The following is a 23,714-nucleotide window of genomic DNA, read 5'->3' as shown; positions in this document are numbered from 1 at the left end:
AATCGATCTAATTTTTTGTAAAACGACTGATACTCAAACCATACTTTTTCTGCAGCTCATCATATAAACCCCGAATCGCCTTCAGACGCGGATTCATAGGATCAAGATGACGCGCAGATTCGATCAGCGCCTTCGCCTGCTCGCCGATAGTATTGTCCCAGCCAAGATTTTCCAGACATTTCAATGCCGCCAGCGCAGCATTCATCACCACTTGTGAATTATCCGGCGATTTACGGGCAGCGGCCGTCATCAGCTCGACAGAACCGCGGAAATCGCCCTGCTTCGCTTTTTGCACACCCAGCGCCACCAGATCCATAACTTCCTTCTTGCTGCGCTGTGCCAGCTCTTTCGCCAGATGCCCTTTGCCGGCGCTTTCAAACACGCCCATCGCCTTGTTCATGACCTGCTGGTTACTCGCCGCATTTTTCATCACGTCGAGAATAATTTCGGAAGCCGCGTCTTCATTGTCGTTATCAAGGCAACTCTTCGCCAGACCGATCTTGGCGCCAGTCGATAAACCGATGTCTTCGCGCGAGGCTTCGACGGCGGCACCGAGTTCTTCGGTCAACCTCGCGTCACCGGTTTTGGCATGCACCATCGCATTTGAAATCGCGCGGCAGGCCGCGGTCTTTTTCAGACCGACCATACTTCTGTCCATGTCGCGGATCACCGATTTAGCCTGATCGGTGTCGCCTTTTTTGACCAGCGCATCGACCAGATTCATGTGATCTTCAGGATCACGGAATTCAGAAAATTTTGCCTTGCTGACGACTTTTTTAAACACGTTTTCTGCGGTTTCGATGTCACCGGTTTCCATCGCAATCCGCCCCAGATTACGTAAGCGGCGTACACCGTGCGGCGAAACGGCGACTGCCGTATCCAGCACTTCTTTCGCTTCGGGGAGCTGGCCAACCATTTCATGTGTTTTGGCAAGCCAGTCATACGCATCCATGTACTTGCTGTTTTCCGCGACCAGATTTTTCAGGATGCTTTCCGCTTCCTGATATTTTCCCTGCATGTACAGCGTTTTCGCCAGACCCAGGCGAGCCCAGGCGACGGCTTTCATTTCAAACAGCTGGGTGTACAGCGCTTCGGCTTCGGCGGCTTCGCCCAGCACCACATGCAGTTCGGCGCGCAGACGCATGAAATCAATCACATAGCGCGGAAATTCACGTTCGCCGTGGTAGGTGGCGGTAATCGCCTCGCTCACTTGACCCTGTTCCATCAGGTTATAGACATCGACAAAGGCTTTGCGTTTTTCCAGCGCGCGAACTACACGTTCCAGCAGCATGTCGGCAGTAAATGGCTTGAGCAGGTAATCAGACGGGGCAAGTTCAGCGGCGCTGACGACTTTGGCGTAAGAGCGCTCGGCGGTCACCATAATAAAGATGGTCGATAAAGGCGCAAGCTTGTGATGGCGCATGTCTTCCAGCAATTGCTGGCCGTCCTGACCGACGCCGAGATCGTATTCGCACAGAATCAGATCGAATACTTTTGCCTGTATGGTCCGCACTGCAGTACCGGCAGTCAGCGAGTGCTCGATTTTTGTAATGCCACACAGATTGAGCATATTGTGCAAACTGACCCGCATTCCCTGATGCGGTTCAATGAGCAATGCCCTGATTTCGCTGAGTTCGCTCATTTCTACCTTTAGCGTAATTTTTTGTTTGTAATCGCTAGTAAGACATATCAGATAGCAATGCTGATATAAGTTCAGCAACCTCCTGATTGCTGCCACGCCTGTCGATTCATTATATTAAAGTGACGGCGAAATAGCGTAAAAACTTTAATCGGCCAACGCTGCAAAATCGGTGCAAAACCGGCATTTTTTCTGCGCTATTGCGTTCACTTGAAGACGCGCGCCAGCAACAACACGACCAGCGAAATCAGTATCGTCGAGGCAAACGGAAAAGAAAAATCACGGCCAAATAAGCGAAAACGAAGGTCGCCGGGCAAGCGTCCTATGCCCAGTTTTTCCAGCCACGGCAGCAGGCTGGAAAACACCACGACGGCCAGAAATATCGTCAATACCCAACGAAACATCAGATACTCCCCCCTGTTTTCATCAAAAACACCTTTATGTCCTTATAAACACTGGGCTTCAAAATATACTCCCCCCAGTATATTGGACGCCTATTTTCACGTCAGCACGCGATCAAAGACGGTGACTACGGTCGTGCCGCAGTAAATTGTCAGGAAGATCAACGCCGCTGCCGACCACAAGGACTTTGAATAACTCGCCCATTTCCGCCGGAGAGATCAGTTTTTGCAGTGCGTTCGCCTGCGGCAGATAAGCCATCACCTCTTCCGGCGAGGTACGGCTGAGCAGGTCTGTAATGCCCGATTCGAGTAAAAAACCGGCCTGACTGGTGTAGCTCAATACAGACAAATTTTCTTCCAGCGCCGCGCGCGCCATGGCAGTAAAGTCAACATGGGCGGTGATATCTTGCAAGCCTGGCAAATAAAACGGATCAGGATGTGCGTGATGGCGATAGTGGCACATCAGGCTGCCCTGCGAGCGCTGCGGATGATAATACTCTTGCGCCGGAAAACCGTAATCGATCAGGATCGCCGCGCCGCCTTTGCCAGTCGCTGCGCAACCGGCATTCAGCATCTGCGCCAGGCTGTGCATGAAACCCGTCGCCACCGCATGCACTTCAGTCAGATAAGCAACCGGCAGCTCACCGGCATCGGGAATCTGCGCGCATTTTGCCGCATCACACGTGCGTTCGCGGTATTGCAGAGGCGCTGCGCCACCGTCGTCCGCCAGCGCCACGCCTATCTCACACCAGCCATCGGCGGTCTTGCGCACCAGATCGACCGGCATCGCATCGAGCACTTCATTGCCCAGCACAATGCCGGAAAAAGACGCTGGCATTTCCTGCAACCAGACCACCTGCGGAAAGTCTTTCAGCAAATCTTCCTGACGGGCGCGCAATTCGCCGGACAATTCCACGATAAAATAGCGCTCTATCGCTATTCCAGAAAATTGACATTCCGTTAAAAAGTCTCTGGCGAGCTTACCTGTACCGGCACCGAATTCCATGACTTGCGCGGTGGTTTGGGCGAATAATTTGCCCGCCAGCGTGGCCAGCGTCGCACCGAATAAAGCAGACATTTCCGGGGCTGTTGTAAAATCGCCGTCTTTGCCTAATTTTGTGGCACCGCCGCTGTAATAACCCAGATCCGGCGCATACAAGGCCAGTTCCATGTAGCGCGAAAAAGGGATCCAGCCCTGATGTTGCCTGATGTCGTCAATGATGAGCTGTTGCAGTGCTTGTGAAGCTGCGAGCGCCTCCGGCGCAGGAATAGGAAGAGATAATTTTTGCATACCGGCATTGTAGTAAAAACCCCGTAGTCACGTTAAAGAATTTCCATGACCCAGACCAAGCTCAGCAACACCGAGGCGCGTGTTGCTCTCGTTACCGGCAGCGCGAAACGCATAGGGCGGCATATCGCCCTGACGATGGCGCAACAAGGCTGGGATATCGTCGTGCATTTCGGCACCTCGGCCTCCGATGCCGCCAGCGTGGTGCAGGAAATTCAGGCGCTGGGGCGACGCGCAATCGCTTTGCAATGCGACCTGGCTGATGAAGCCGCGACGCGCGCTTTGTTACCGCAGGCGATTGCCGCGATGGGCGCGGTGCATTGCGTGGTGAATAATGCGTCCCTGTTTGCAGAAGACAGCGCCAGCAGCTTTACCTATGCGGCACTCGACCGCCACATGCACGCCAATCTGGGTGCGCCGCTGATCCTCGCACAAGCACTGCATGCGGCCACCGCCGAAGGCCAGCAAGCCTGCGTGATTAATTTGCTCGATCAGAAATTATTTAATCTGAATCCCGATTTTTTATCGTATACCTTGTCCAAAGCTGCACTACAATGCGCGACCACCACGCTGGCACAGGCGCTGGCACCGAAAGTGCGAGTGGTTGGTATCGCGCCCGGCATCACGATGGTGTCCGGCCATCAGAGCGAGGCCGATTTTCAGCAGGCGCATCAGGTTACGCCGCTGGGTCGTTCCAGCACGCCGGAAGATATTGCGCGCACAGTCTGTTTTGTTGCCGACAGCCCGGCCATGACAGGCACGACCTTATTGGTCGATGGCGGGCAGCATTTAATTCCTTTGCAGCGCGATGTGATGTTTGTTGCCACTGCAAATCAATACTCATGAATCACAGCAAATGAATTACTGCGGATGAATCACAGAAAATGATACGCAGGCCTGACAACGCGCTTGCCGCAGGCTACCCGAATCAGAAAACGTTTTTACTTTATCAGGCTCTTTTATCAGGCTCTTTATGCTATCCATTTTGCACCACCCACAACTCGCCGACTGCCGCCGCTTGTTTTTGCGGAATTACGAAGTGTCGATCAACATCGGCGTTCACGAGTTTGAGAAAAAAGGCGAACAGCGCGTCATGATCAATGTCGATCTGTATATTCCGCTGGCACTCTCGACACCGAAAGACGATCAGCTTGATGAAGTCGTCGATTACGATTTCATGCGCGGCACGATCGCCGCCCGCGTTGCGCAGGGTCACGTGCATTTGCAGGAAACGCTGTGCGACGACGTCGCCCGCATCATGCTGGCACATCCGCGTGTGCGCGCCGTACGCGTATCGACCATGAAGCCGGATGTGTATCCCGATTGTGAAGGCGTCGGCGTTGAAGTATTCCAGATCAAAACAGAAATTTAAGTCAGACCATGCAAGCAATCAATGAATCTTTAACAGCACAGGCAGATGCGCCTGCAGCCGTTGCCAAATCGCAGGAAAAAATCACCTACGAAAATAATAAGCTGCACAAACGTCTGTGCCGTCAGGTTGGGCAGGCGATTGGCGATTTCAATATGATAGAAGACGGTGACAAAGTCATGGTCTGTCTGTCGGGCGGCAAAGACAGCTATGCCTTGCTCGATATTCTGATGACGCTGCGCGAACGCGCACCGATACATTTCGATATCGTCGCGGTCAATCTCGATCAGAAGCAACCCAACTTTCCAGCCGATGTTTTACCGGCGTATCTGGAAAAAATCGGCATTCCGTATCACATCGAAAATCAGGATACGTACAGCATCGTCAAGCGCCTGATCCCGGAAGGCAAAACCACCTGCTCGCTGTGTTCGCGCCTGCGTCGTGGCATTCTGTACCGGGTTGCTGATGAATTGGGTGCGAATAAAATTGCACTCGGCCATCACCGTGACGATATTCTCGAAACCTTTTTCCTGAATATGTTTTTCGGCGGAAAAATTAAAGGCATGCCAGCCAAATTGCAATCGGATGACGGTAAGCACATCGTCATCCGGCCGATGGCATATGTCAAAGAAACCGATACCGAGCGTTATGCGCAAGTCAAAAATTTCCCTATCATTCCTTGCGACCTGTGCGGCTCGCAGGAAAACCTGCAACGCAAGCAAATCAAAAATCTGATGCGTGAATGGGATAAAAAATATCCGGGTCGCGTCGATAATATTTTCTCGTCTTTATCGACCGTTGTGCCTTCCCATCTGATGGATAAAAACCTGTTCAACTTCACCGATCTGCAAATCAGTGGCGAAGCAAATCCGGATGGCGATATCGCATTTGACGAAGAGCCATGCGCCACGCCAGCCAGCGGCGTGATTCAACTGCATCTGGGCCAGGATCAGGACGATTAAGGCTTTTCCCCTGACAAAAAAAGCGGGCATGAAATGCATTCATGTCCGCTTTTTTATTTTCTATGCTGCGTCCGTTTCAGGCAAATTTACCTTCACGGAAATCGCTGATCGCTTTGAAGATTTCTTGCTGACTGTTCATCACAAACGGCCCGTACTGGACTATCGTTTCACCCAGCGGCTCACCGGCAATTAACAATGCGCGGGTAGGTGTGGCAGCGCTGATGATGACGCCATCGGCATCCGCTGTTTTTTTCAAAATCGCCATTCTTTGCTGCGGCACTGCTTTGCCCGCGACTTCCAGCTCACCTTCATACACGTACAAAAACGCGTTGGCCGTCGCACTCAGATGCTGGCGGAATTGCGTTCCGGCAGGCAAATGAATATCGAGATACAAAGGCTGCGTTACTTCACGCTGCATCGCACCGGCAACGCCATGACTATGCCCGGCAATCACGCGCGCTTTCACGCCTTCTGCGGTCAGCAATTCAGGAATCGCTTCGCTCTGAATATCGCGATACCACGGCTCTGTCATCTTATCCTTGGCAGGCAAATTCAGCCACAACTGAAAGCCCGCCATGCGGCCTTCTTCCTGCTCCGGCAATTCTGAATGAATCACACCACGCCCTGCGGTCATCCATTGCACGCCGCCGTTTTGCAGCAAACCTTCGTGTCCGGCGCTGTCGCGATGACGCATGCAACCGGTCAGCATGTAAGTGATGGTTTCAAAACCGCGATGTGGATGGTCGGGGAAACCGCCGATGTAATCGTCCGCCTCGTCGCTGCCAAACGCATCCAGCATCAGGTAAGGATCAAGACGATACTGGAACGGCTGGGTCAACACCCGCGTCAGTTTGACGCCAGCGCCATCGGAGGTCGCCTGACCGGCGACCAGTTGTTCCACCACCCGCGACTGGTTGACGTTTTCTGTCTGCAGATCTGTATGTACGGTGCTCATCCTGATTCTCCTTTTTAACTGATTGCGCCAAATGGCAATCAGGCTTTCAGTGCATCTTCAATTTGTTGCGTCGCTGAAGCAATCGCTGCCGCTTCGGCGTCAGGGCCCATCGCCAGACCTTCAGCGTAAATGAATTCCACATCGGTCATGCCGAGGAAGCCGAAGAAAGTTTTCAGGTAAGGCATTTGTGTGTCATTCCCTGTGTTGCGATACAAGCCACCACGGGTCAGCACCACATACACTTTTTTGCCGGTCAGCAAACCTTCAGGGCCATTCGCGGTATAACGGAAAGTGACCTGAGCACGGGAAATCGCATCGATCCAGTTTTTCAGCTGGGAAGAAATACCGAAGTTATACATCGGTGCGCCGAGCACGACCACGTCTGCTGCCTGAATTTCTGCGATCAGCGCATCATCTTGTGCCACACGCGCCTGCTGCGCCGCATCGCGCTGATCGGCTGGTGTGAACAAGGCTTGCAAGGCCGCTTCGTCGAGTGCCGGATGTGGCGTATGTCCCAGATCACGCACCGTCAGCGCTGCGCCCGGATTTGCTGTCAGCAAACGCTCGGCCAGCACTTTTGACAAACGGTTGGAATGAGAACCTTCGGAACGGACGCTGGAATTGATTTGTAAGAGTTTCATTTTCTTGCCTTCGATAAAGTGGTTAAGGATCAGATGACCATGAACGTACTTTATATGTTCCAATCGCATTCCAGAAGACCATAAATTGGATATCATTATCCCAAATATGGAACAATGGCTTGTTTATCAGTCAGTTTCCCCAAACTCCCACAAAAAATCAGGCGAAAAGAGAACGACGATGCAACTGGAAGCGAATGATCTTTTACTGTTTGCCCGCATTGTGGCTGAAGGCAGCTTCAGCAAGGCGGCGGCCCGTTTAGCGGTACCGAAATCGACGTTGTCGCGCCGCATCACGGCACTCGAATCGCAACTCGGTGAACGGCTGCTGCTGCGCACGACCCGCAAACTCAGCGTCACCGAATTCGGTCAGCATGTCTTGCAACACGCGCAGCATGTGCAGGAAGAAGTGGATGCCACTCTGGCACTGACCCAGCATCGCCAGGCCGAACCATCGGGACGCCTGCGGGTTTCGATGCCCGCCGATTTTGCGAATCAGGAAATGAGCCAGTTCTTATCTGCGCTGATCGCCGCACATCCGGCGATTGCGTTTGAAATTGATTTATCACCACGTCGTGTTGATCTGATCGGTGAGAATTTCGATGTCGCGATCCGCACCGGCGATCTGCCGGACGATGCCTCGCTCGCAGCGCGCCGGCTGGCGGTGTTCACGGTGGGTTTGTACGCGTCGCCCGCCTACATCGCGCGGCACGGCTTACCCAGTGAGCCGGAAGCGCTGATGGAGCATGATGCTTTGCTGCTGTTGGCGCGCAATGGCGAAGCAACGCCGTGGAAACTGAGTCGCAATGAAGAAAAATGGGAAGGCATTCCACCCGGACGCGCCAGCGCCAATTCGCCGGAACTCCTGACGCGCCTCGCGCGCAACGGCGATGGCATCATCATGCTGCCGGATAATTTTGCCGAATGTTATGTGAAATCGGGCGAACTGATACGCATCCTCGGCGACTGGCAATCGCCGGATATCAAACTGTGGGCAGTGTTCCCCGGCCGCCGTCTGATGCCGGCGCGCACCAGAGTATTTCTCGATGCCTTGCAGCAGCAATTTGAATCGACCTGCGCGTCGAAACAATCAGCCTGAAAAGCCAGAAAAAACCTCAGAAATTGAGGTTTTCATGGGAGTATATGGCGATTTCGCCTTTATCTCATTATAAACAAAGGGCTTTAAAATATACTCCCCCCAGTATATTTTCAGCTTCCGGGGCCGGAAATAGCTGAAAAATGGCGGCTGCAGCCATTAACGCATGGTTGATTTCAACTGAATGATGTCGCCAGCGACCATGAATTTGCCGTAACCCAGATGATGCAAGGTGCGCGGCGCCGCCACAGCCGGATCACGCCACGCCTTGACGACTTCCAGCACAAACTGACCGTATTTTTTGACCCTGCTGATGTCCACCACCCGGCATTCCAGACTCGCATAACATTCAGCGATCAGCGGCGCACCCACCATTTTTGCGGCGACCGGCGTCAGCCCGCATTGCAGAAATTTATCGACCGTCGCACCGCTGACATTACCGCATTGCACGACTTGCTCCGCAATCTCTGCCGTCGGAATATTAATCACACATTCCCGCGTCGCCATCAGCAAATCGAAAGAGTAATTACGATTGCTGACAACGCAGCTCAGCAGCGGCGGCTCGAATTCCAGCATCGCATGCCACGACATCGTCATCACATTCGCCCGCCCTGCAGCCGCCGTCGTCAGCAACACCACCGGCCCCGGTTCCAGCAAGCCATAGACTTTGGCTAAGGGATAAGATTTTTTGGGCATGATTTCAGTTCACTCAATTGTCGTCTTCACTGCTGCACGCTATCCATACAAGCACAAAAAACTGAGCCCGTGAAACGATCAACGATTCACAGGCTCATATTGTGCAACATTCCGTTATCAACAAAACGCTGCGATCAGCGGCTCATGCCCTTTAACATCCCCAACACACTGCCCAGGGTATCGCCCATCGCATTGCCTTCAGGCACAGTACCGTCCGGCGTTAACTTGTCGACGACCTGAGGCAACAGTTCTGCCAGATGACCAGACACTTCCTCAGAGGAAAATCCAAATTTTTCAGCGATCGCCTGCACCTGTTCACTGCCGAGTACCGACTGTAACTGCTCAGCAGATATCGGTAGATTCTCGCCGATTGCAACCCACGAGGAAACTACGCCACCCAGCCCTTTTTCCTGAAATATGGTGATCAAACCGCTCAGGCCGCCGATCTGCGGATTATTCATCAAACCGCCTATCGCTTCCAACAACCCCGCATGCTGCGTCGCGCCTGCCTGACCGGACTGCGTCAACGAGCCCAACACCTGTCCTGCGATTGAATCGAATAATCCCATCATCATCTCCTCAACTAAGCTACTGAACGCCTGAATGTCCCTACATTCAGGATCTGACCAGATTGGCTTACTTAGTATAAGCACAGATCAGCCAAATGCGCAGCAATTGGTTTCAGAAAATCGTTGCCCTGCACTGTTACCCAAGAATTCATTCACTGCATACAAGGAATCATTTTTCCGCTGCAGCCCGTTGTCGATCTGCCGGATGATTGACGCCGTCATTGGTTGGCACATCGCGAAGATCAAATGGGTTCACACCTTCCAGACAACCGACGTTATAGCCGTATTGCTCAGGATTTGAGCGGCGTTGATGGTGCGTGTAAATCCCACAGTTTGCGCAAAAATAGTGTTTAGCGGTGAAGGTATTGAATTGATATAACTTCAGAAATTCCATCCCCTTGATTATCCTGATTCCAGATAAGGGAACAGAAGCAACGATAGCGCCACGTCGCCTGCACATAGAACAATCACAGCGACGTGCATCGACTATGCCATTGGGTAGATCCAGCTCTAATTCCACGGCACCACAATGACAAGTCGCTTTATGTTTTTCCTGAATAACGGTGTTACCGACGATTTTCAGCATAGCTCCTATTTCCTGAAGGACGAATGAATCACAAGGTTAAACAAACAAGACTCAATTGGTGCTGAATATCATACGACATAAAAAAAGGAAGCCCGCGAGCTTCCTTTTTTTACCGCGTCATCATGCGCATTTTAAACGCCAGACCTCAGCTTCTCGCAGGCAATAAAGTTCCACTGACTTCGCCGAAACCTATGCGTGGCAAGCCTTGCTTTTGCGTCCAGCCGCGCAGGACGATGGTGTCGCCGTCTTCCAGAAACAACCTTTGTTCGCCGTTGTTCAGCGCAATCGGCTTTTTGCCGCCTTCGGTCAGTTCCAGCAGGGAACCGGCTTCTTCCGGTGCCGGGCCGGATTGGGTGCCGGAGCCGAGCAGATCGCCAGGATTGAGGTTGCAACCATTGACCGTGTGATGCGTGACGAGTTGCGCGACCGTCCAGTAAGAATCACGGAAATTCGATGTCGACAAGCGCTGCGGTGCGATGCCGTCTATACGCATTTTTTCAGTTTGCAGCAAGACTTCGAGCTGAATATCAAACGCTCCGCTGTCGCGCAGATCGGGCGTATCCAGATACGGCAAAGGTTGCGGGTCAGCCGCATCGCGTTGCCACGCCTGACGATACGGCGCCAGCGCTTCCAGCGTCACGACCCAGGGTGAAATCGTGGTGGCAAAATTCTTCGCAAGGAAAGGGCCGAGCGGCTGATATTCCCAGGCCTGCACATCGCGCGCCGACCAGTCGTTCAGCAGGCACAGGCCAAACACATGTGCTTCCGCCTGATCCATCCCAATCACATCGCCCAGTGCATTGCCCTGACCAATGAAAATGCCGATTTCGAGTTCGTAATCCATGCGCTTGGCCGGGCCGAATACCGGTGTCTCTGCCGTCGGTGGTTTGGTTTGCGCCACCGGACGGCGGAATTGCTGGCCGGACACGCCTATTGATGATGCGCGTCCGTGATAACCGATCGGCACCCATTTGTAATTCGGCAGCAGCGGATTATCGGGACGAAATAATTTACCGACCGCCGTTGCGTGATGCAGCGAGGTGTAAAAATCAGTGTAATCGCCGATCTGCGCAGGTAAAGCATATTCCGCCGCGCTCTGCGGCAGCAGGCAGTTTTGCAATGCGGCCAGATGTTTGGCATCGGCCCGCAATACGCGCGATAAAGCCAGACGCAGTGCCGACCAGACCGGCGCGCCGAGTGCCATCAGCGCATTCAGATGTGGTGCATTGACCGCCGCCGTAAAATGCCCGCCCTGCAATTCTGTATAACCGGCAAATGCATGAATCGCATGAGCTGCGGCCAGATCAAGAATCTGGTCACCGATCGCCACACCGATGCGAAAAGCCTGATGGCTGCCGTGGCGGCGGAACACGCCGAAAGGCAGATTTTGTATAGGAAAATCGCTGTCAGGCTGATTCGCCGATGCAACCCAACTGCGCAGCTCGGGATTGTGGGTTTCGTTCAATTGTATCGTCATGGTGATGCTGTCTTTCACACTTGTTTTCACGCTTGTTTTCACGCTTATTGCGGATTGAAATTTTTTCTGATGCCTTGCCAGCATTGATAATAATCGGCCTGCAATTGCGGCGATGTCATGGCGGCGCGGGTCGGTTTGATGATGTTACGCGTTTCTATCATGAACGCCATCGTATCTGCGACTTTGTGCGGTGTGCTGGTGTCAATATTGCTGGCTTTTTCAAACGTAGATGCATCGGGGCCATGGCCGCTCATGCAGTTATGCAGACTTGCACCACCCGGACGGAAACCGGTCGATTTCGCATCGTATTGTCCATGAATCAGCCCCATAAATTCACTCGCGATATTGCGATGGAACCAGGGCGGGCGGAAGGTGTTTTCCGCCGCCAGCCAGCGTGGCGGGAATATCACGAAATCGATGGTATCGACACCCGGCGTATCGCTGGGCGATTGCAGCACAAGGAAAATCGAGGGATCTGGATGATCGTAACTGATAGAGCCTATGGTGTTGAAATGGCGCAGATCGTATTTGTACGGCGCGAAATTGCCATGCCAGGCGACCACATCGAGTGGTGAATGGCCGATTTTTGCCGACCACAGATTACCGCTGAATTTGGCGACCAATTCAAACTCGCCTTCCTTATCTTCATACCAGGCGACCGGCGTCTGAAAGTCACGCGGATTGGCGAGGCCATTCGAGCCGATCACGCCAAGATCGGGCAAGCGGAACATGCTGCCAAAGTTTTCACAAACATAGCCACGCGCCTCGCCATCCGGCAATTGCACCTGAAAACGGATGCCACGCGGAATCACGGCTATCTCTTGCGGCTCAATATTCATGCGGCCCAGCTCGGTAAGTATATGCAGGCGCCCTTGCTGCGGAATGATCAGCAATTCGGCATCGGCGTTGTAATAGAAACGCGTGCTCATGTCGCGGTTTGCCGCATACAGATGAATCGCGCAACCGCTCTGCGCATCGGCAGACCCATTGCCTGCCATTGTCAACCAGCCATCGATGAAATCGGTGGGCGTCAGTGGCATAGGTTGCGGGTCCCAACGCAGTTGATTCGGTGTCGATGGCATCTGACTGAAATCATTCGTCATATTGCCATTGCTGACCTGCTGAAACGGCTGATGCATTGCCGCCGGACGGATACGATACAACCATGAACGCCGGTTCGCATGGCGTGGTGCGGTAAATGCCGTACCGGACACCTGTTCGGCATACAAACCATACGCGCATTGTTGTGGTGAATTCTGGTGTTGCGGCAACGCACCAGCCAATGTTTCACTGGCAAATTCGTTTGCAAAACCGGTCTGATAACGAAGGATATCTTGCATGCTCATAGCGCCATCCTGTCAGGAAATAGGAGAATTTCTGGCACTCTACTGCAGGCAGGTGTTTTTTACGATATAAATACAGAAATACAGACCATTCATAAAATCAATAATCAGAGACGCGTATGATAGAAGCCAAAGATATCGACCTGAATCTGCTGGTGGTGTTTCAGCATATTTTTGAAAGCAGACAAATTTCACTGGTGGCGCGCCAGCTTGGCCTGTCGCAACCGGCGGTCAGTAATGCGCTGGCAAGGCTGCGACGCAGTTTTGATGATGAACTGTTTGTGCGCACCGCCAACGGTATGCAACCTACGCCACGCGCCGAACAACTGGCGGATTCCGTCACACTCGCACTAAGCCATATCACGCAGGCCTTGAACAGCGAAGACAGCTTTGACGCAGCTAGCTCGAAGCGCCACTTCACCGTGGCGATGACGGATGTGGGAGAAGTCTATTTCATGCCTTTGCTGGTGGAGGAATTGCTGCAGCAAGCACCGCAGATACAAATATCGACGGTACGCGCTGGCAGCATCGATCTGAAAACCGAGATGGAATCTGGCCGTGTTGATCTGGCGATCGGTGCGTTTGATGATTTATCCGATGCCTGGTATCAACGTCGTTTATTCCGCCAGAACTATGTGTGCATGTTGCGCCAGACGCACCCATTGGCGGGCAAGCCGCTGGAACTGAAGGAATTTGTCGCCGCACGCCATCTGATAGTCGCTTCGCAAGAGGAACCGTATATCAGTATCAATCAACGTCTGGAAAAAGCGGGCATCCATCCCCACGCCCACTTTAAAGTGCCGCATTTTGTTGCTGTTCCGTATATCGTCAGCAGTAATGATTTACTGGTCACCGTGCCGCGCAAGCTGGCAGAACGGGCGGCAGCGCCTTTTGGTTTGACGTATGTCAAGCCGCCGCTACGTTTGCCAGCGCTGCAAACGAATCTGTTCTGGCACCGTCGCTATCACCAGGATGCCGGTAATCAATGGCTACGGCAGTTTATTTGCGAACGTTTTGTCGAAACAGAAACGCTCAGTTGAAAATACTTCACCGCAAAACTGAAACGTTTTCCCCCATCAATTCACCGTTATCCCCTACACTTTTGCCTATTCATTAGTCCACCGGAGAATCAGCATGCCCGTCATTACTTGTGTAGAAGATTTACGTTTACTCGCCAAAAAGCGTGTACCGAAAGCATTCTATGACTACGCGGACAGCGGTTCGTACACGGAAAGCACGTATAAAGCGAATAGCAGCGATCTGGCCGCAATCAAGTTGCGCCAACGCGTCGCTATTAATGTGGATCAGCGCAATACCCGCACCACGATGATAGGTCAGGATGTGACGATGCCGGTCGCCATTGCACCGACCGGCCTGACCGGTATGCAGTGGGCGAACGGCGAAATGTTGGGCGCGATTGCGGCAGAAAAATTCGGCATTCCGTTCACGCTGTCCACCATGAGTATCTGCTCGATTGAAGATGTTGCCAGCGTGACCACCAAGCCATTCTGGTTTCAGCTGTATGTGATGCGCGACCGTGGCTTCGTGAAAGAAATGATACAGCGCGCCAAAGCCTGCAAATGCTCAGCACTGGTATTGACGCTGGATCTGCAAATTCTCGGGCAGCGTCACAAGGATTTAAAAAATGGCATGTCGGTACCGCCGAAACTGACGCTCGCGAATATTCTCGATCTGGCAACCAAACCATCATGGGCACTGCGCGCGCTGGCCGGGCGTAAAACCTTCGGTAATCTGGTCGGCCACGTCAAAGGCGGCGACGGTATACTGACCCTGAGCCAATGGACTGCCAGCCAGTTCGATCCTACGCTGAACTGGGACGATGTGGCCTGGATCAAAAAAGAATGGGGCGGCAAACTGATCCTGAAAGGCATACTGGATGTGGAAGATGCCAAACTGGCCGTCGCTGCCGGTGCCGATGCGATTGTCGTCAGCAACCACGGCGGTCGCCAGCTCGATGGCGCAATGTCGTCGATTGAAGCTTTACCGGCAATTGTAGACGCCGTCGGTCATCAGACCGAAGTCTGGTTCGATGGTGGCGTCCGCACTGGTCAGGATATTCTGAAAGCGACTGCACTCGGCGCGAAAGGCAGCATGATAGGCCGCGCATTTCTGTATGGCCTGGGGGCGATGGGTGAAAAAGGCGTCACCACGATGCTGGAAATTTTACAAAAAGAACTGGATGTCAGCATGGCACTGACTGGCACAAAAGATATCCGCGAAGTGAATCTGAGCAATATCATCCGCAAATAAAACTAATCAAGCGACATAAAAAAGCATGGAAAAATTCCATGCTTTTTTTGTTTGCGTATCAGAACAAACGTAGTGTTTACGCTGCTTATGCTGCTTGTGACTGCACCAGTTGCAGGTTGTCGCCATCAATCAGGATGCGGCGTGGTTTATAGGCTTCCGGCACTTCACGCACCAGCTCTATGCTCAGCAAACCATTGTCCAGACGCGCGCTGACCACTTTCACATGATCGGCAAGGCGGAAGCGGTGTTCAAAATCGCGTGAGGCGATGCCGCGGTGCAGATAGTTTTTCTGGGTTTCATCTTTTTGCTTGCGACCGACGATTTTCAATGTATCGCGTTCGCTTTCGATATCGAGTTCGCTGCGATCAAATCCGGCAACGGCCATCGTGATCGCATATTTATCTTCCGCAATCAGTTCGATGTTGTATGGCGGGTAGCTTGGTGTTGCATCATTACGCTGCGCGTCATCAAACAATTGTGCAAGACGGTCAAAGCCAATTGCCGAACGATACAACGGAGCAAAGTCAAAATTACGCATGGTGAGATCCTTTTAAATTGAAGCGATATAAATAATTTCCGCAGACCTCAGGTGAGCATCTGCTGAGTCAAAGATAGGGTGCGTCAAAAGCTTTTCAAGAGAAAAATTTGTATACATTTTTTTCGTGACCCGGGGCGTGATGATTCTCTACAATAGCGGTTTCGACGCTCTTGAAATCACCCCAGACCGTCACTATTTACCTCGACCTCATTTTTAAGGAACACCGTGGCAAAGCTTTATTTCAGATATTCCGCCATGAATGCAGGAAAATCGACCGCCCTTCTGCAAGTCGCACACAATTACGAAGAACAGGGTCAGCAAGTCTGTCTGTACACGGCCGCGATCGACCATCGCTACGGCCAGGGCAAAGTTACTTCGCGTCTTGGACCGCAACGTGAAGCCGCCGTGTTTGATGCCAGTTTCGATTTTTTTAAAGAAGCGCCCCAAGTCAGTTGCGTCTTGGTCGATGAGGCACAGTTTTTATCTGCCGATCAGGTAAAGCAATTGCATCAGCTCGCGCATGTGCGCGGTGTGCCCGTCATTTGTTACGGCTTGCGCAGCGATTTTCTGGGTGAACCATTTACCGGCTCCACGTATTTACTGGCACTGTCAGACACGATAGAAGAACTCAAAAACATCTGCAGCTGCGGTAAGAAAGCGACGATGAATATCCGCGTGGATGAGCAAGGCAAGCGCACCCGCAGCGGCGAACAAATTGATATCGGCGGCAACGAACGTTATCACCATGTCTGCGGCCGCTGTTTTTACAGTAACTGAGTTCACAGTAACGGAACTGCCTGTCTAGCAATCTGCTTCAGCGCAAAATTCTAAGAGATGGCAGCGGTTTTACAAACGCAACAAATACCGCCGACCATCTCTTTTTTCTTTTCCCGGGGCATAGTAAGCGCAGATATTTCAGTTGACGAATAGAGTAAACACCCTAGTATCAATGTCATCACGATGACATATCCACCCCCTAGTCTTTCTGGTTTTTAGCTTGTTGTTGCGTACCGCTTTTTGCGTACGCCAGCAATATGGTCTGATGCAGAATCGTCTGTCGCATCAACGCATGACATCCGGCTCCTGTATGCCCATGCGATACGTCAACAGCAGTCTGCTCAACCGCCAACTCCAGGGAGATGAAATTGGATAGACGACAGTTTTTGAAATATAGCGGCTTTTTATCAGTATCAGTAGCCACCGGCAGTCTGAGTGCCTGCGGCGGTAGCAGCAGCGTCGCCAGCGACCAATCTGAATTACCGCTGGCCACGGGCACAAGCTGGAAATTCCCGCAAAGTGTCGCTTCCGGTGACCCTCGTCCTGACAGCGTTATCCTGTGGACACGTGTAACTCCGGCATCGCTGGGAGTCGCAGCGGTAGCGCCAACTGGCAACGATGTCGCAATACGCCTGATCGTAACCGCAACAGATAACACGGCTCTGCTCGGCAGCAATGCCGCACTGACTGGTACGACAGTCGTCGATACGCGTTTGTCTGTACTCGCCAGCTTCGATAACACAGTTCGTAATAAAGTGACTGGCTTGCAGGCAGGTCAGACTTATTTCTATCAGTTCATCGCCGGTGATGTACGTTCCAATGTTGGCCGCTTCAAAACAGCGCCAGCAAGCAACGCAGATGTCGCACAATTACAGTTCGCCTATCTGACTTGCCAGGACTGGAGTGTCAATCACTGGGGTGCGATGGACTACATCGCTAAAAATGAAAATCTCGATTTCATCATTCACCTCGGCGACTATATTTACGAAACAGTCGGTGCGGCATTCCAGACAGGTAATGCAGAAGCGCGCCACACTGCATTGCAATTGCCTGATGGTACTGCATTGCTGAATGCCGACGGCACTACCGGTAAAGCTAAATATGCGACCACGCTTGCCGATTACCGTTACCTCTACAAAATGTATCGCAGCGACCCGCGTCAGCAAGCAATACACGAACGTTTCGCGTATATCGCGATCTGGGATGATCATGAATTTTCTGATGACGCCTGGAAAGACGCTGTCACCTATGAAAACAACAGCCTCGATTCAAGCGGCAATAATATTCACCAGACCAGCCGCCGCCGCACTGCGAATCAGGCATGGTTTGAATTTATGCCAGCCGATGTCAGCCTGGATGCAGCAAATACCGGCTTCCAGAATATCCAGATTTATCGTGACTTCCAGTTCGGCAAGCTGATGCAACTGGTCATGACCGATGAACGCTTGTATCGTTCAGATCACGTCGTGCCGGAAAGCCTGTTCAACCCAGCGACAGGTAAGGCGCTGAACAGCAGCATGGGAACGCGTTACGTGGTGCCGCAAGATGTTTTCAATCTGATAGAAGCGCAAAAAATCACCGCCGCCACTGCCATGACAGGCGACCCATTGTCGGATGTGAGTATGCTGGGTAAAACCCAGCGCGACTGGTGGAAAAACAAAATGCAGACGTCAACCAATACCTGGAAAATCTGGGGTAACGAAGTCTGCCTGATGCGCATGGGTCTCAATGGTACGGATGCGATTGCGACATTACTTGCGCTCAATTCCATCTCCACACTGGCAAGCAATATCACCACTGCGCTGAGTAATCCTGCACTCGGCGGCAATGTGCTGGTCGCAGCAACGCTGGTGGCAGCAATGACTGCCGGTGCCTCGCAAGCTATTGCCAGTGCTGGCGCAGCAGCCATCGCTACGGCTGCTGCGACTGGTGGCAATCTTGCCAGCGCCGCCACAACAGCAGGCCTGACTGCTGCGCAGGCAGGTATCGCCGTAGCAACGTTCAACGCCGCGAAAGCTGCTGCAGCAGCGGGAACAGCGACACAGATCGGTGCCGCTGCGCAAACCATCGCCTTTGGTTACATCAAACCGGACGTGCAGACCAACAAGCAAAATTCCAGTTTCGTGATCGCCTCAGGTCAGCAAGCGGCACTGTCATCATTCTTCACTAAATTCTTGCTGAACTGTGATCAATGGGACGGTTATAACAGCGAACGCAAAGCGCTGATGCAACATTTGCTGACGAATAAAATCAGTAACGTGGTCTCGGTGACCGGTGATATACACGGCTTCTTTGCCGGTACCGTCAACGATGATTTCGATGCGGCTGGCGGCGGTACACCAGCAATGGTGGATCTGGTCAGCGCCGGTATCAGTTCCGACTCTTTCTTCACTTATATGAAAGATGGTGCAGGTTCTACCGGTCTGGCAACGATCATCTTTTACCCGCTGAGTATTCCTGTACCGAATATCGGCACGATCACCATCAACGTCAATATGCTCGATTACACCATGGGCAAAGCAGCACCGACGGTCGATGGTCTGCTGGAACAAATCCGCGTACAACTGACAGGCGCGCTGACAGCCAAAGGCGTACCTGAAGGCGCAACGCTGACGGGCACAGTACAGGCCATTCTGGCGGGATTGAAAACGAATAGCGACTTCAATACCAGCCTGTTGGGTCTGGCACAGCAACTGGCAGCGCTCGGAAATAATCAGTGGATGAAGTACATCAATTCGGATGCACAAGGATACACGGTGGTGACATTAACGCCGGGTAAACTGGTCGCCCAGTTTAAGCAAGTGAATAAGCTGGTCAATAACGGTACGATGACAGCGCCAACAGATGTGATCGCCCGCATTACCACTGCCACCGTCAACAGCGGCACCAGTGCGGTCAGTATTTCCTAATAACTCGCAATAATATTTACCAAAAAATCAGGTGCCGGTTCTGCGGCACCTGTATTCACACAGTACTGATGCATGAACGCCGTTGTCTGACACGTTTGCCAGACAACGGCTTTGTTTGCTTACTTATTGTTGCCGTTACTGTTGATATTCAAAAACGGAATCGCTCCACCGGTCGTGGTAGGCAGACGACCATCCCATTTCTCTATCGCTTTCGCCTGATTTTCTGTTTCACGCAGACGCAGCAACTCCGGTGTCACCTGCTGACGTTGTAAGGCCAGTGCTTCCGCTTCAGCACGCGCACGCGACACTTTTTGTTTCGCTTCGACTTCGATACGTTGCAAATCACGTTCCGCTTTCATTTTTAACTGATCTGCGGTCGTTTTCGCTTCAATCGCTTCATTGAACGTGCGGCTGAAATTGAAGTTGACGATAGAGAATTCATCCACAACTAAACCGTGTCTGGCCATCCGTTCTTTGAGTGCCACGATAATTTCATCGCGGACTTGCGAGCGCCGGGAAATCAGTTCTTCAGCGGTGAATCGCGCAGTTACGGCTTTCACCGCTTCCTGCACACTAGGAATAATGATGCGCTCGCCTGGCTCATTGCCGAGATCACGGAACACAGAGACAACAGCATCTGGCCTGACGTGGTAATTGATCGCAATTTTTGTATGAACGGTTTGCAGATCTTTCGATGCGGCGTCACCATCGCCCTCACCTTTTTGTATCGCGACCGACACTTTATGCAAGTGCTGTGCAATCGGCCAGACAAAGTGGATACCTTCGCTATACACTTCATCAGACGGCTTACCAAACGTCGTTAACACGCCGCGATGTCCCGCTTGTATCGTGGCAAAGGGATTCAAAACCAGTAACAGCAAAATCACAATGATGATGGACGCAATAGCAGGAATATTTTTCATGATGTCTTTATCTCGTTATTGAAAAAACATGCGAAGTATAGATTCAAGATTTACAAATGACCGTGGTAATTTTTTCAAAAAAATACCACTGTCGTAATTTCGCCGCAGTTTATGCAACAATGCCTTCTCTACCAGACCGGTTCATCAACGCATGTCACGCCCGCATCCCAGCTCCGCTATACAAAAGTCCAGCAAACTCCATCCGCGCAATCGCCATCAGGGGCGCTATGATTTCGCCCGGCTTGTAGCGGCGGACAGTGCATTGGCGGTGTTTTTGATGCGCAATGAGTACGGTGAATCCAGTATCGATTTTGCTGACCCGGTAGCGGTGAAAGCGCTGAACCGTGCTTTACTGAAAAGTGAATACGGGATACTTGACTGGGATATTCCGGAACAGCAGCTTTGTCCGCCGGTGCCGGGACGTGCTGATTACCTGCACTATCTGGCAGATTTACTGACATCGACGAACAAAGGCGTGCTCCCGAAAAAAAATTTACTGAGTGTGCTCGATATCGGTACGGGAGCGAATGGTATTTATCCTCTGATCGGTGTCAGCGAATACGGCTGGCAATTCACCGCGACCGATATCAACGCGGCATCGCTGGCGAATGTACAACGCATACTCGACGCGAACCCTGCGCTCGCCGCCAAAATCAATTTGCGTCTGCAGCCATCGGCAAACGCTATTTTTAACAACATCATCTTTGATGATGATTGGTTTGATCTCAGCATGTGTAATCCGCCCTTTCACACTTCGATAGCGGAAGCGCAAGCAGGCTCACAACGTAAATGGAATAATCTCGGCAAGGAAAAGCAGGCCGATGCAACTACACCCATACTGAATTTCGGCGGCCGCGATGCTGAACTGTGGTGCCCTGGCGGTGAGCTTGCTTTTATCGAACGCATGATCACTGAAAGCGCCAGCATACCGGGACGATGCTTCTGGTTCAGCACGCTGGTATCAAAATCAGATAATTTGCCAGCACTCAAAGCAGCACTGAAACGCGTCAAAGCGCTGGAAATCAAAGAAATTGCCATGAGCCAGGGCAATAAACAAAGCCGTTTTCTTGCATGGACTTTTTTGACACCACCTCAACAAACAGCCTGGAAAAAATTGCGCTGGTGAACGCCAGGCGAGAGTCTGCAACGCGGTACTCATTACCATCAGCACGGCAACAGAGATTAACGAAGGCGATCAGAAATAAAGCTCAGGAAGACATTGTTTTTTTCTGAGAGAGCCTTATGTAAAGCAGATATCAAGCGCATCGTACGAATGATGAGCAATTTAAAAGAAGACGTCATTCAATTCCGGCACTGGCTTACGGCAACATTATATTTGCCAGCGTTGCCGGTGTTCGGCAAAAAGTGCCGGCTAATGCGACAATCGCACGTGTGAGCCGCCTATGTCATGTCCCTGAAACAGTCGTCAGGCACATTGAGGCGTCAATAAAACCACTTCACGCCAGTACGAATTTGAGGGATATCAACAAGCTGCAAAAAAATAGCGCTGACTGCAATTATTTTCTGGGAGCAGAAAAGAGAAAAATGATGTTTTTACCAATATCTGTGTAAAAGAAAAATAGCTTAATTAGGATTATTTCCCTCCCTTTGTCGTCTAGCTGTCTGCAAAATCATAAAAATGATGCTAATGACAATTTTTTTGCACTTAGATTTGCTGTTTTTTTAGGCATAAATGTGAATATTTGCGAGACGAAATTATTCACAGCGCATAGCTAGCCTGGCTTACAATCTGGGGCGCTGTTATTTTATAAAATAGCTTTGTGAAAATATTTGACAAACTTATGTTGAATAACCGCCTCACTCAGTAACGAGATTTCGCCATCGGGTGCGACTTACAGCTCAATGTGTCAAGGATTGCAATGAAACGAGTAGATGATTTCCGCCTGAAACTAGGCAAAGATGAACTGGTTCCCATCATGATAGGCGGGATGGGTGTCGATATTTCCACTGCGGAGCTGGCGTTGGTCGCTGCCCGTCTGGGTGGTATCGGCCATATTTCTGACGCACTGGTGCATGATGTGTCGGATCGCCGCTTTGGTACCAGCTACATCAAGGAAAAAACCAAATTCTACAAATACAACATCAACAATACCGACAAGACGGATATCAAATTCAATCTTGAAGACCTGGCTGCGGCGACGCGCCTGCACATTGGTCGTACCATGGAAGCCAAACAAGGCTCGGGTATGATCTTTGTGAACTGCATGGAAAAGCTGACCATGAACGGCCCGCGTGAAACGCTGAAAGTGCGTCTGGAAGCAGCACTGGATGCGGGTATTGACGGCATCACGCTGAGCGCCGGTCTGCATCTGAGCTCCTTCGGTCTGATGGCGGAGCACCCGCGTTTCCGTGAAGCCAAGCTAGGCATCATCGTCTCATCAGTCCGCGCGTTGCAATTATTCCTGCGTAAAAATGCAAAATTAAACCGTCTGCCTGACTACGTGATCGTCGAAGGTCCGTTGGCGGGGGGTCATCTGGGTTTCGGTGATGACTGGGCCACATTCGATTTACAGACGATTGTGACCGAGGTGTCTGAGTATCTGAAAGCAGAACAACTGGATATTCCTATCATTGCGGCGGGTGGTATTTTCACTGGCAGCGATGCGGTTTCCTTCCTCGAAAACGGTGCCTCCGGCGTACAGGTGGCAACCCGTTTCACGGTGACGAAAGAATGCGGTTTGCCGGATAGTGTCAAACAGGAATACTTCAAAGCCAGCGAAGACGATATTGAAGTCAATCATATTTCGCCGACCGGCTACCCTATGCGCATGCTGAAAAATACGCCAGCGATTGGCGATGGCATTCGTCCAGGTTGTGAGTCCTATGGTTATCTGCTGGATGCGAATGGCAATTGCGCTTACATCACGTCATACAACCGTGAAGTTGCGCTGCACCCGGATGCAAAAAAAATCTCAGTCATGGACAAGACCTGCCTGTGCACCCACATGCGTAACTTCAATTGCTGGACTTGCGGTCAGACCACGTATCGCCTCAAAGACACCACGCGCAAATTGCCGGATGGTACTTATCAGATCCTCAGTGCCGAACATGTGTTCCGTGATTACCAGTTCAGTACCGATAACAAGATCGCCTTACCTGACGCACTGCCTGAATAAGTAAGCCTGATTCAACGCTAAACGCCAGTGCCTCCTGACATCGCCGTCAGAAGACACTGGCGTTTTTTATAAGTACTGTTCAGCCAATATGAAGATGCGCCGTTTTATTCCCAACCTGTCTTGATTTGGTGCAAAAACAC

Annotated in this window: 22 protein-coding genes; 10 read left to right on the top strand and 12 right to left on the bottom strand. The window is 51.7% G+C overall.

All coding sequences use genetic code 11. The annotated features are described in order from the left end of the window. Positions 1 to 7 precede the first annotated feature (7 nt). The 3 genes from H8K29_RS02195 to H8K29_RS02185 all read right to left on the bottom strand — a co-directional run bounded on the left by H8K29_RS02195 (position 8) and on the right by H8K29_RS02185 (position 3,331). Complete coding sequence (locus tag H8K29_RS02195; RefSeq protein ID WP_186883808.1) at positions 8 to 1,642, bottom strand: tetratricopeptide repeat-containing response regulator; 1,635 nt, start codon at positions 1,640 to 1,642, stop codon at positions 8 to 10. Positions 1,643 to 1,845: 203 nt separating this feature from the next. Then, complete coding sequence (locus tag H8K29_RS02190; protein WP_186883809.1) at positions 1,846 to 2,043, bottom strand: DUF2905 domain-containing protein; 198 nt, start codon at positions 2,041 to 2,043, stop codon at positions 1,846 to 1,848. A 112-nt stretch (positions 2,044 to 2,155) separates the two neighbouring features. After that, a complete protein-coding gene (locus H8K29_RS02185; RefSeq protein WP_186896234.1) occupies positions 2,156 to 3,331 on the bottom strand; it encodes a class I SAM-dependent methyltransferase in 1,176 nt (391 codons plus the stop codon). 45 nt (positions 3,332 to 3,376) lie between these two features. Between H8K29_RS02185 and H8K29_RS02180 the strand changes: the two genes are divergently transcribed. The 3 genes from H8K29_RS02180 to ttcA all read left to right on the top strand — a co-directional run bounded on the left by H8K29_RS02180 (position 3,377) and on the right by ttcA (position 5,659). After that, entirely contained in the window at positions 3,377 to 4,174 is a 798-nt protein-coding gene (locus H8K29_RS02180) for an SDR family oxidoreductase (RefSeq protein WP_186896233.1), read from the top strand. 127 nt (positions 4,175 to 4,301) lie between these two features. Beyond that, on the top strand, positions 4,302 to 4,700 hold the full coding sequence (locus H8K29_RS02175) for a dihydroneopterin aldolase (protein WP_186896232.1): 399 nt from the start codon (positions 4,302 to 4,304) through the stop codon (positions 4,698 to 4,700). Positions 4,701 to 4,708: 8 nt separating this feature from the next. Continuing rightward, a complete protein-coding gene (gene ttcA / locus H8K29_RS02170) occupies positions 4,709 to 5,659 on the top strand; it encodes a tRNA 2-thiocytidine(32) synthetase TtcA (protein ID WP_186896231.1) in 951 nt (316 codons plus the stop codon). Between the two features lie 76 nt (positions 5,660 to 5,735). Here the strand turns inward: ttcA and H8K29_RS02165 are convergent, their stop codons facing one another. Then, positions 5,736 to 6,614 carry a pirin family protein gene (locus tag H8K29_RS02165; protein WP_186896230.1) on the bottom strand — a complete coding sequence of 293 codons (879 nt, stop codon included), beginning with the start codon at positions 6,612 to 6,614 and terminating at the stop codon, positions 5,736 to 5,738. A gap of 38 nt (positions 6,615 to 6,652) precedes the next feature. After that, complete coding sequence (locus H8K29_RS02160) at positions 6,653 to 7,255, bottom strand: FMN-dependent NADH-azoreductase (protein WP_186896229.1); 603 nt, start codon at positions 7,253 to 7,255, stop codon at positions 6,653 to 6,655. A 178-nt stretch (positions 7,256 to 7,433) separates the two neighbouring features. Here H8K29_RS02160 and H8K29_RS02155 point away from each other — a divergent pair, with 178 nt between their 5' ends. Then, positions 7,434 to 8,351 carry a LysR family transcriptional regulator gene (locus tag H8K29_RS02155; RefSeq protein WP_186896228.1) on the top strand — a complete coding sequence of 306 codons (918 nt, stop codon included), beginning with the start codon at positions 7,434 to 7,436 and terminating at the stop codon, positions 8,349 to 8,351. A gap of 156 nt (positions 8,352 to 8,507) precedes the next feature. On the opposite strand, the gene H8K29_RS02150 is transcribed toward H8K29_RS02155, so the two are convergent. The 5 genes from H8K29_RS02150 to hmgA all read right to left on the bottom strand — a co-directional run bounded on the left by H8K29_RS02150 (position 8,508) and on the right by hmgA (position 13,022). Then, positions 8,508 to 9,044 (bottom strand): flavin reductase family protein, encoded by a 537-nt coding sequence (locus tag H8K29_RS02150; RefSeq protein WP_186896227.1) that lies wholly within the window; start codon positions 9,042 to 9,044, stop codon positions 8,508 to 8,510. A 134-nt stretch (positions 9,045 to 9,178) separates the two neighbouring features. Beyond that, a complete protein-coding gene (locus H8K29_RS02145) occupies positions 9,179 to 9,613 on the bottom strand; it encodes a YidB family protein (RefSeq protein ID WP_186896226.1) in 435 nt (144 codons plus the stop codon). A 169-nt stretch (positions 9,614 to 9,782) separates the two neighbouring features. Beyond that, positions 9,783 to 10,199, bottom strand: a complete 417-nt coding sequence (locus H8K29_RS02140; protein ID WP_222611390.1) for a GFA family protein — start codon at positions 10,197 to 10,199, stop codon at positions 9,783 to 9,785. 145 nt (positions 10,200 to 10,344) lie between these two features. Beyond that, on the bottom strand, positions 10,345 to 11,676 hold the full coding sequence (gene fahA / locus H8K29_RS02135; protein WP_186896585.1) for a fumarylacetoacetase: 1,332 nt from the start codon (positions 11,674 to 11,676) through the stop codon (positions 10,345 to 10,347). A 44-nt stretch (positions 11,677 to 11,720) separates the two neighbouring features. After that, positions 11,721 to 13,022, bottom strand: a complete 1,302-nt coding sequence (hmgA, locus tag H8K29_RS02130) for a homogentisate 1,2-dioxygenase (RefSeq protein ID WP_186896225.1) — start codon at positions 13,020 to 13,022, stop codon at positions 11,721 to 11,723. Between the two features lie 116 nt (positions 13,023 to 13,138). On the opposite strand from hmgA, the gene H8K29_RS02125 reads away from it, so the two are divergent. After that, positions 13,139 to 14,059 carry a LysR family transcriptional regulator gene (locus H8K29_RS02125; protein ID WP_186896224.1) on the top strand — a complete coding sequence of 307 codons (921 nt, stop codon included), beginning with the start codon at positions 13,139 to 13,141 and terminating at the stop codon, positions 14,057 to 14,059. Positions 14,060 to 14,153: 94 nt separating this feature from the next. After that, complete coding sequence (locus H8K29_RS02120; RefSeq protein ID WP_186883821.1) at positions 14,154 to 15,290, top strand: alpha-hydroxy acid oxidase; 1,137 nt, start codon at positions 14,154 to 14,156, stop codon at positions 15,288 to 15,290. Positions 15,291 to 15,375: 85 nt separating this feature from the next. Here the strand turns inward: H8K29_RS02120 and H8K29_RS02115 are convergent, their stop codons facing one another. Then, positions 15,376 to 15,828: an Hsp20 family protein gene (locus H8K29_RS02115; protein ID WP_186883822.1), complete on the bottom strand. Its 453-nt coding sequence runs from the start codon at positions 15,826 to 15,828 to the stop codon at positions 15,376 to 15,378. Positions 15,829 to 16,053: 225 nt separating this feature from the next. Here H8K29_RS02115 and H8K29_RS02110 point away from each other — a divergent pair, with 225 nt between their 5' ends. Continuing rightward, positions 16,054 to 16,605 (top strand): thymidine kinase, encoded by a 552-nt coding sequence (locus H8K29_RS02110; protein WP_186896223.1) that lies wholly within the window; start codon positions 16,054 to 16,056, stop codon positions 16,603 to 16,605. A 368-nt stretch (positions 16,606 to 16,973) separates the two neighbouring features. After that, on the top strand, positions 16,974 to 19,514 hold the full coding sequence (locus tag H8K29_RS02105; protein WP_255423222.1) for an alkaline phosphatase: 2,541 nt from the start codon (positions 16,974 to 16,976) through the stop codon (positions 19,512 to 19,514). A 119-nt stretch (positions 19,515 to 19,633) separates the two neighbouring features. Here H8K29_RS02105 and H8K29_RS02100 read toward each other — a convergent pair whose 3' ends face one another. Beyond that, positions 19,634 to 20,437: a prohibitin family protein gene (locus tag H8K29_RS02100; RefSeq protein WP_186896221.1), complete on the bottom strand. Its 804-nt coding sequence runs from the start codon at positions 20,435 to 20,437 to the stop codon at positions 19,634 to 19,636. Between the two features lie 151 nt (positions 20,438 to 20,588). Between H8K29_RS02100 and rlmF the strand changes: the two genes are divergently transcribed. Both rlmF and H8K29_RS02090 read left to right on the top strand, forming a co-directional pair. Further along, entirely contained in the window at positions 20,589 to 21,563 is a 975-nt protein-coding gene (gene rlmF, locus H8K29_RS02095) for a 23S rRNA (adenine(1618)-N(6))-methyltransferase RlmF (protein ID WP_186896220.1), read from the top strand. A 754-nt stretch (positions 21,564 to 22,317) separates the two neighbouring features. Beyond that, complete coding sequence (locus H8K29_RS02090) at positions 22,318 to 23,574, top strand: nitronate monooxygenase (protein WP_186896219.1); 1,257 nt, start codon at positions 22,318 to 22,320, stop codon at positions 23,572 to 23,574. Positions 23,575 to 23,714 lie beyond the last annotated feature (140 nt).

The organism is Undibacterium sp. CY21W, from assembly GCF_014284265.1.
Lineage (GTDB): Bacteria > Pseudomonadota > Gammaproteobacteria > Burkholderiales > Burkholderiaceae_D > Undibacterium > Undibacterium aquatile.
The sequence above is the reverse complement of the archived record's forward strand: the minus strand, read 5'-3'. Positions and strand labels throughout refer to the sequence as shown.

Bases quoted from the DNA above. Each gene is read 5' to 3' on its own strand.
- H8K29_RS02090 (WP_186896219.1), top strand. From the start codon at position 22,318: ATGAAACGAGTAGATGATTTCCGCCTGAAACTAGGCAAAGATGAACTG.
- H8K29_RS02160 (WP_186896229.1), bottom strand. From the start codon at position 7,255: ATGAAACTCTTACAAATCAATTCCAGCGTCCGTTCCGAAGGTTCTCAT.
- H8K29_RS02180 (WP_186896233.1), top strand. From the start codon at position 3,377: ATGACCCAGACCAAGCTCAGCAACACCGAGGCGCGTGTTGCTCTCGTT.
- hmgA (WP_186896225.1), bottom strand. From the start codon at position 13,022: ATGAGCATGCAAGATATCCTTCGTTATCAGACCGGTTTTGCAAACGAA.
- H8K29_RS02145 (WP_186896226.1), bottom strand. From the start codon at position 9,613: ATGGGATTATTCGATTCAATCGCAGGACAGGTGTTGGGCTCGTTGACG.
- H8K29_RS02190 (WP_186883809.1), bottom strand. From the start codon at position 2,043: ATGTTTCGTTGGGTATTGACGATATTTCTGGCCGTCGTGGTGTTTTCC.
- H8K29_RS02150 (WP_186896227.1), bottom strand. From the start codon at position 9,044: ATGCCCAAAAAATCTTATCCCTTAGCCAAAGTCTATGGCTTGCTGGAA.
- H8K29_RS02100 (WP_186896221.1), bottom strand. From the start codon at position 20,437: ATGAAAAATATTCCTGCTATTGCGTCCATCATCATTGTGATTTTGCTG.
- fahA (WP_186896585.1), bottom strand. From the start codon at position 11,676: ATGACGATACAATTGAACGAAACCCACAATCCCGAGCTGCGCAGTTGG.
- H8K29_RS02155 (WP_186896228.1), top strand. From the start codon at position 7,434: ATGCAACTGGAAGCGAATGATCTTTTACTGTTTGCCCGCATTGTGGCT.
- H8K29_RS02165 (WP_186896230.1), bottom strand. From the start codon at position 6,614: ATGAGCACCGTACATACAGATCTGCAGACAGAAAACGTCAACCAGTCG.
- H8K29_RS02140 (WP_222611390.1), bottom strand. From the start codon at position 10,199: ATGCTGAAAATCGTCGGTAACACCGTTATTCAGGAAAAACATAAAGCG.
- H8K29_RS02175 (WP_186896232.1), top strand. From the start codon at position 4,302: ATGCTATCCATTTTGCACCACCCACAACTCGCCGACTGCCGCCGCTTG.
- H8K29_RS02115 (WP_186883822.1), bottom strand. From the start codon at position 15,828: ATGCGTAATTTTGACTTTGCTCCGTTGTATCGTTCGGCAATTGGCTTT.
- rlmF (WP_186896220.1), top strand. From the start codon at position 20,589: ATGTCACGCCCGCATCCCAGCTCCGCTATACAAAAGTCCAGCAAACTC.
- H8K29_RS02125 (WP_186896224.1), top strand. From the start codon at position 13,139: ATGATAGAAGCCAAAGATATCGACCTGAATCTGCTGGTGGTGTTTCAG.
- H8K29_RS02185 (WP_186896234.1), bottom strand. From the start codon at position 3,331: ATGCAAAAATTATCTCTTCCTATTCCTGCGCCGGAGGCGCTCGCAGCT.
- H8K29_RS02120 (WP_186883821.1), top strand. From the start codon at position 14,154: ATGCCCGTCATTACTTGTGTAGAAGATTTACGTTTACTCGCCAAAAAG.
- H8K29_RS02195 (WP_186883808.1), bottom strand. From the start codon at position 1,642: ATGAGCGAACTCAGCGAAATCAGGGCATTGCTCATTGAACCGCATCAG.
- ttcA (WP_186896231.1), top strand. From the start codon at position 4,709: ATGCAAGCAATCAATGAATCTTTAACAGCACAGGCAGATGCGCCTGCA.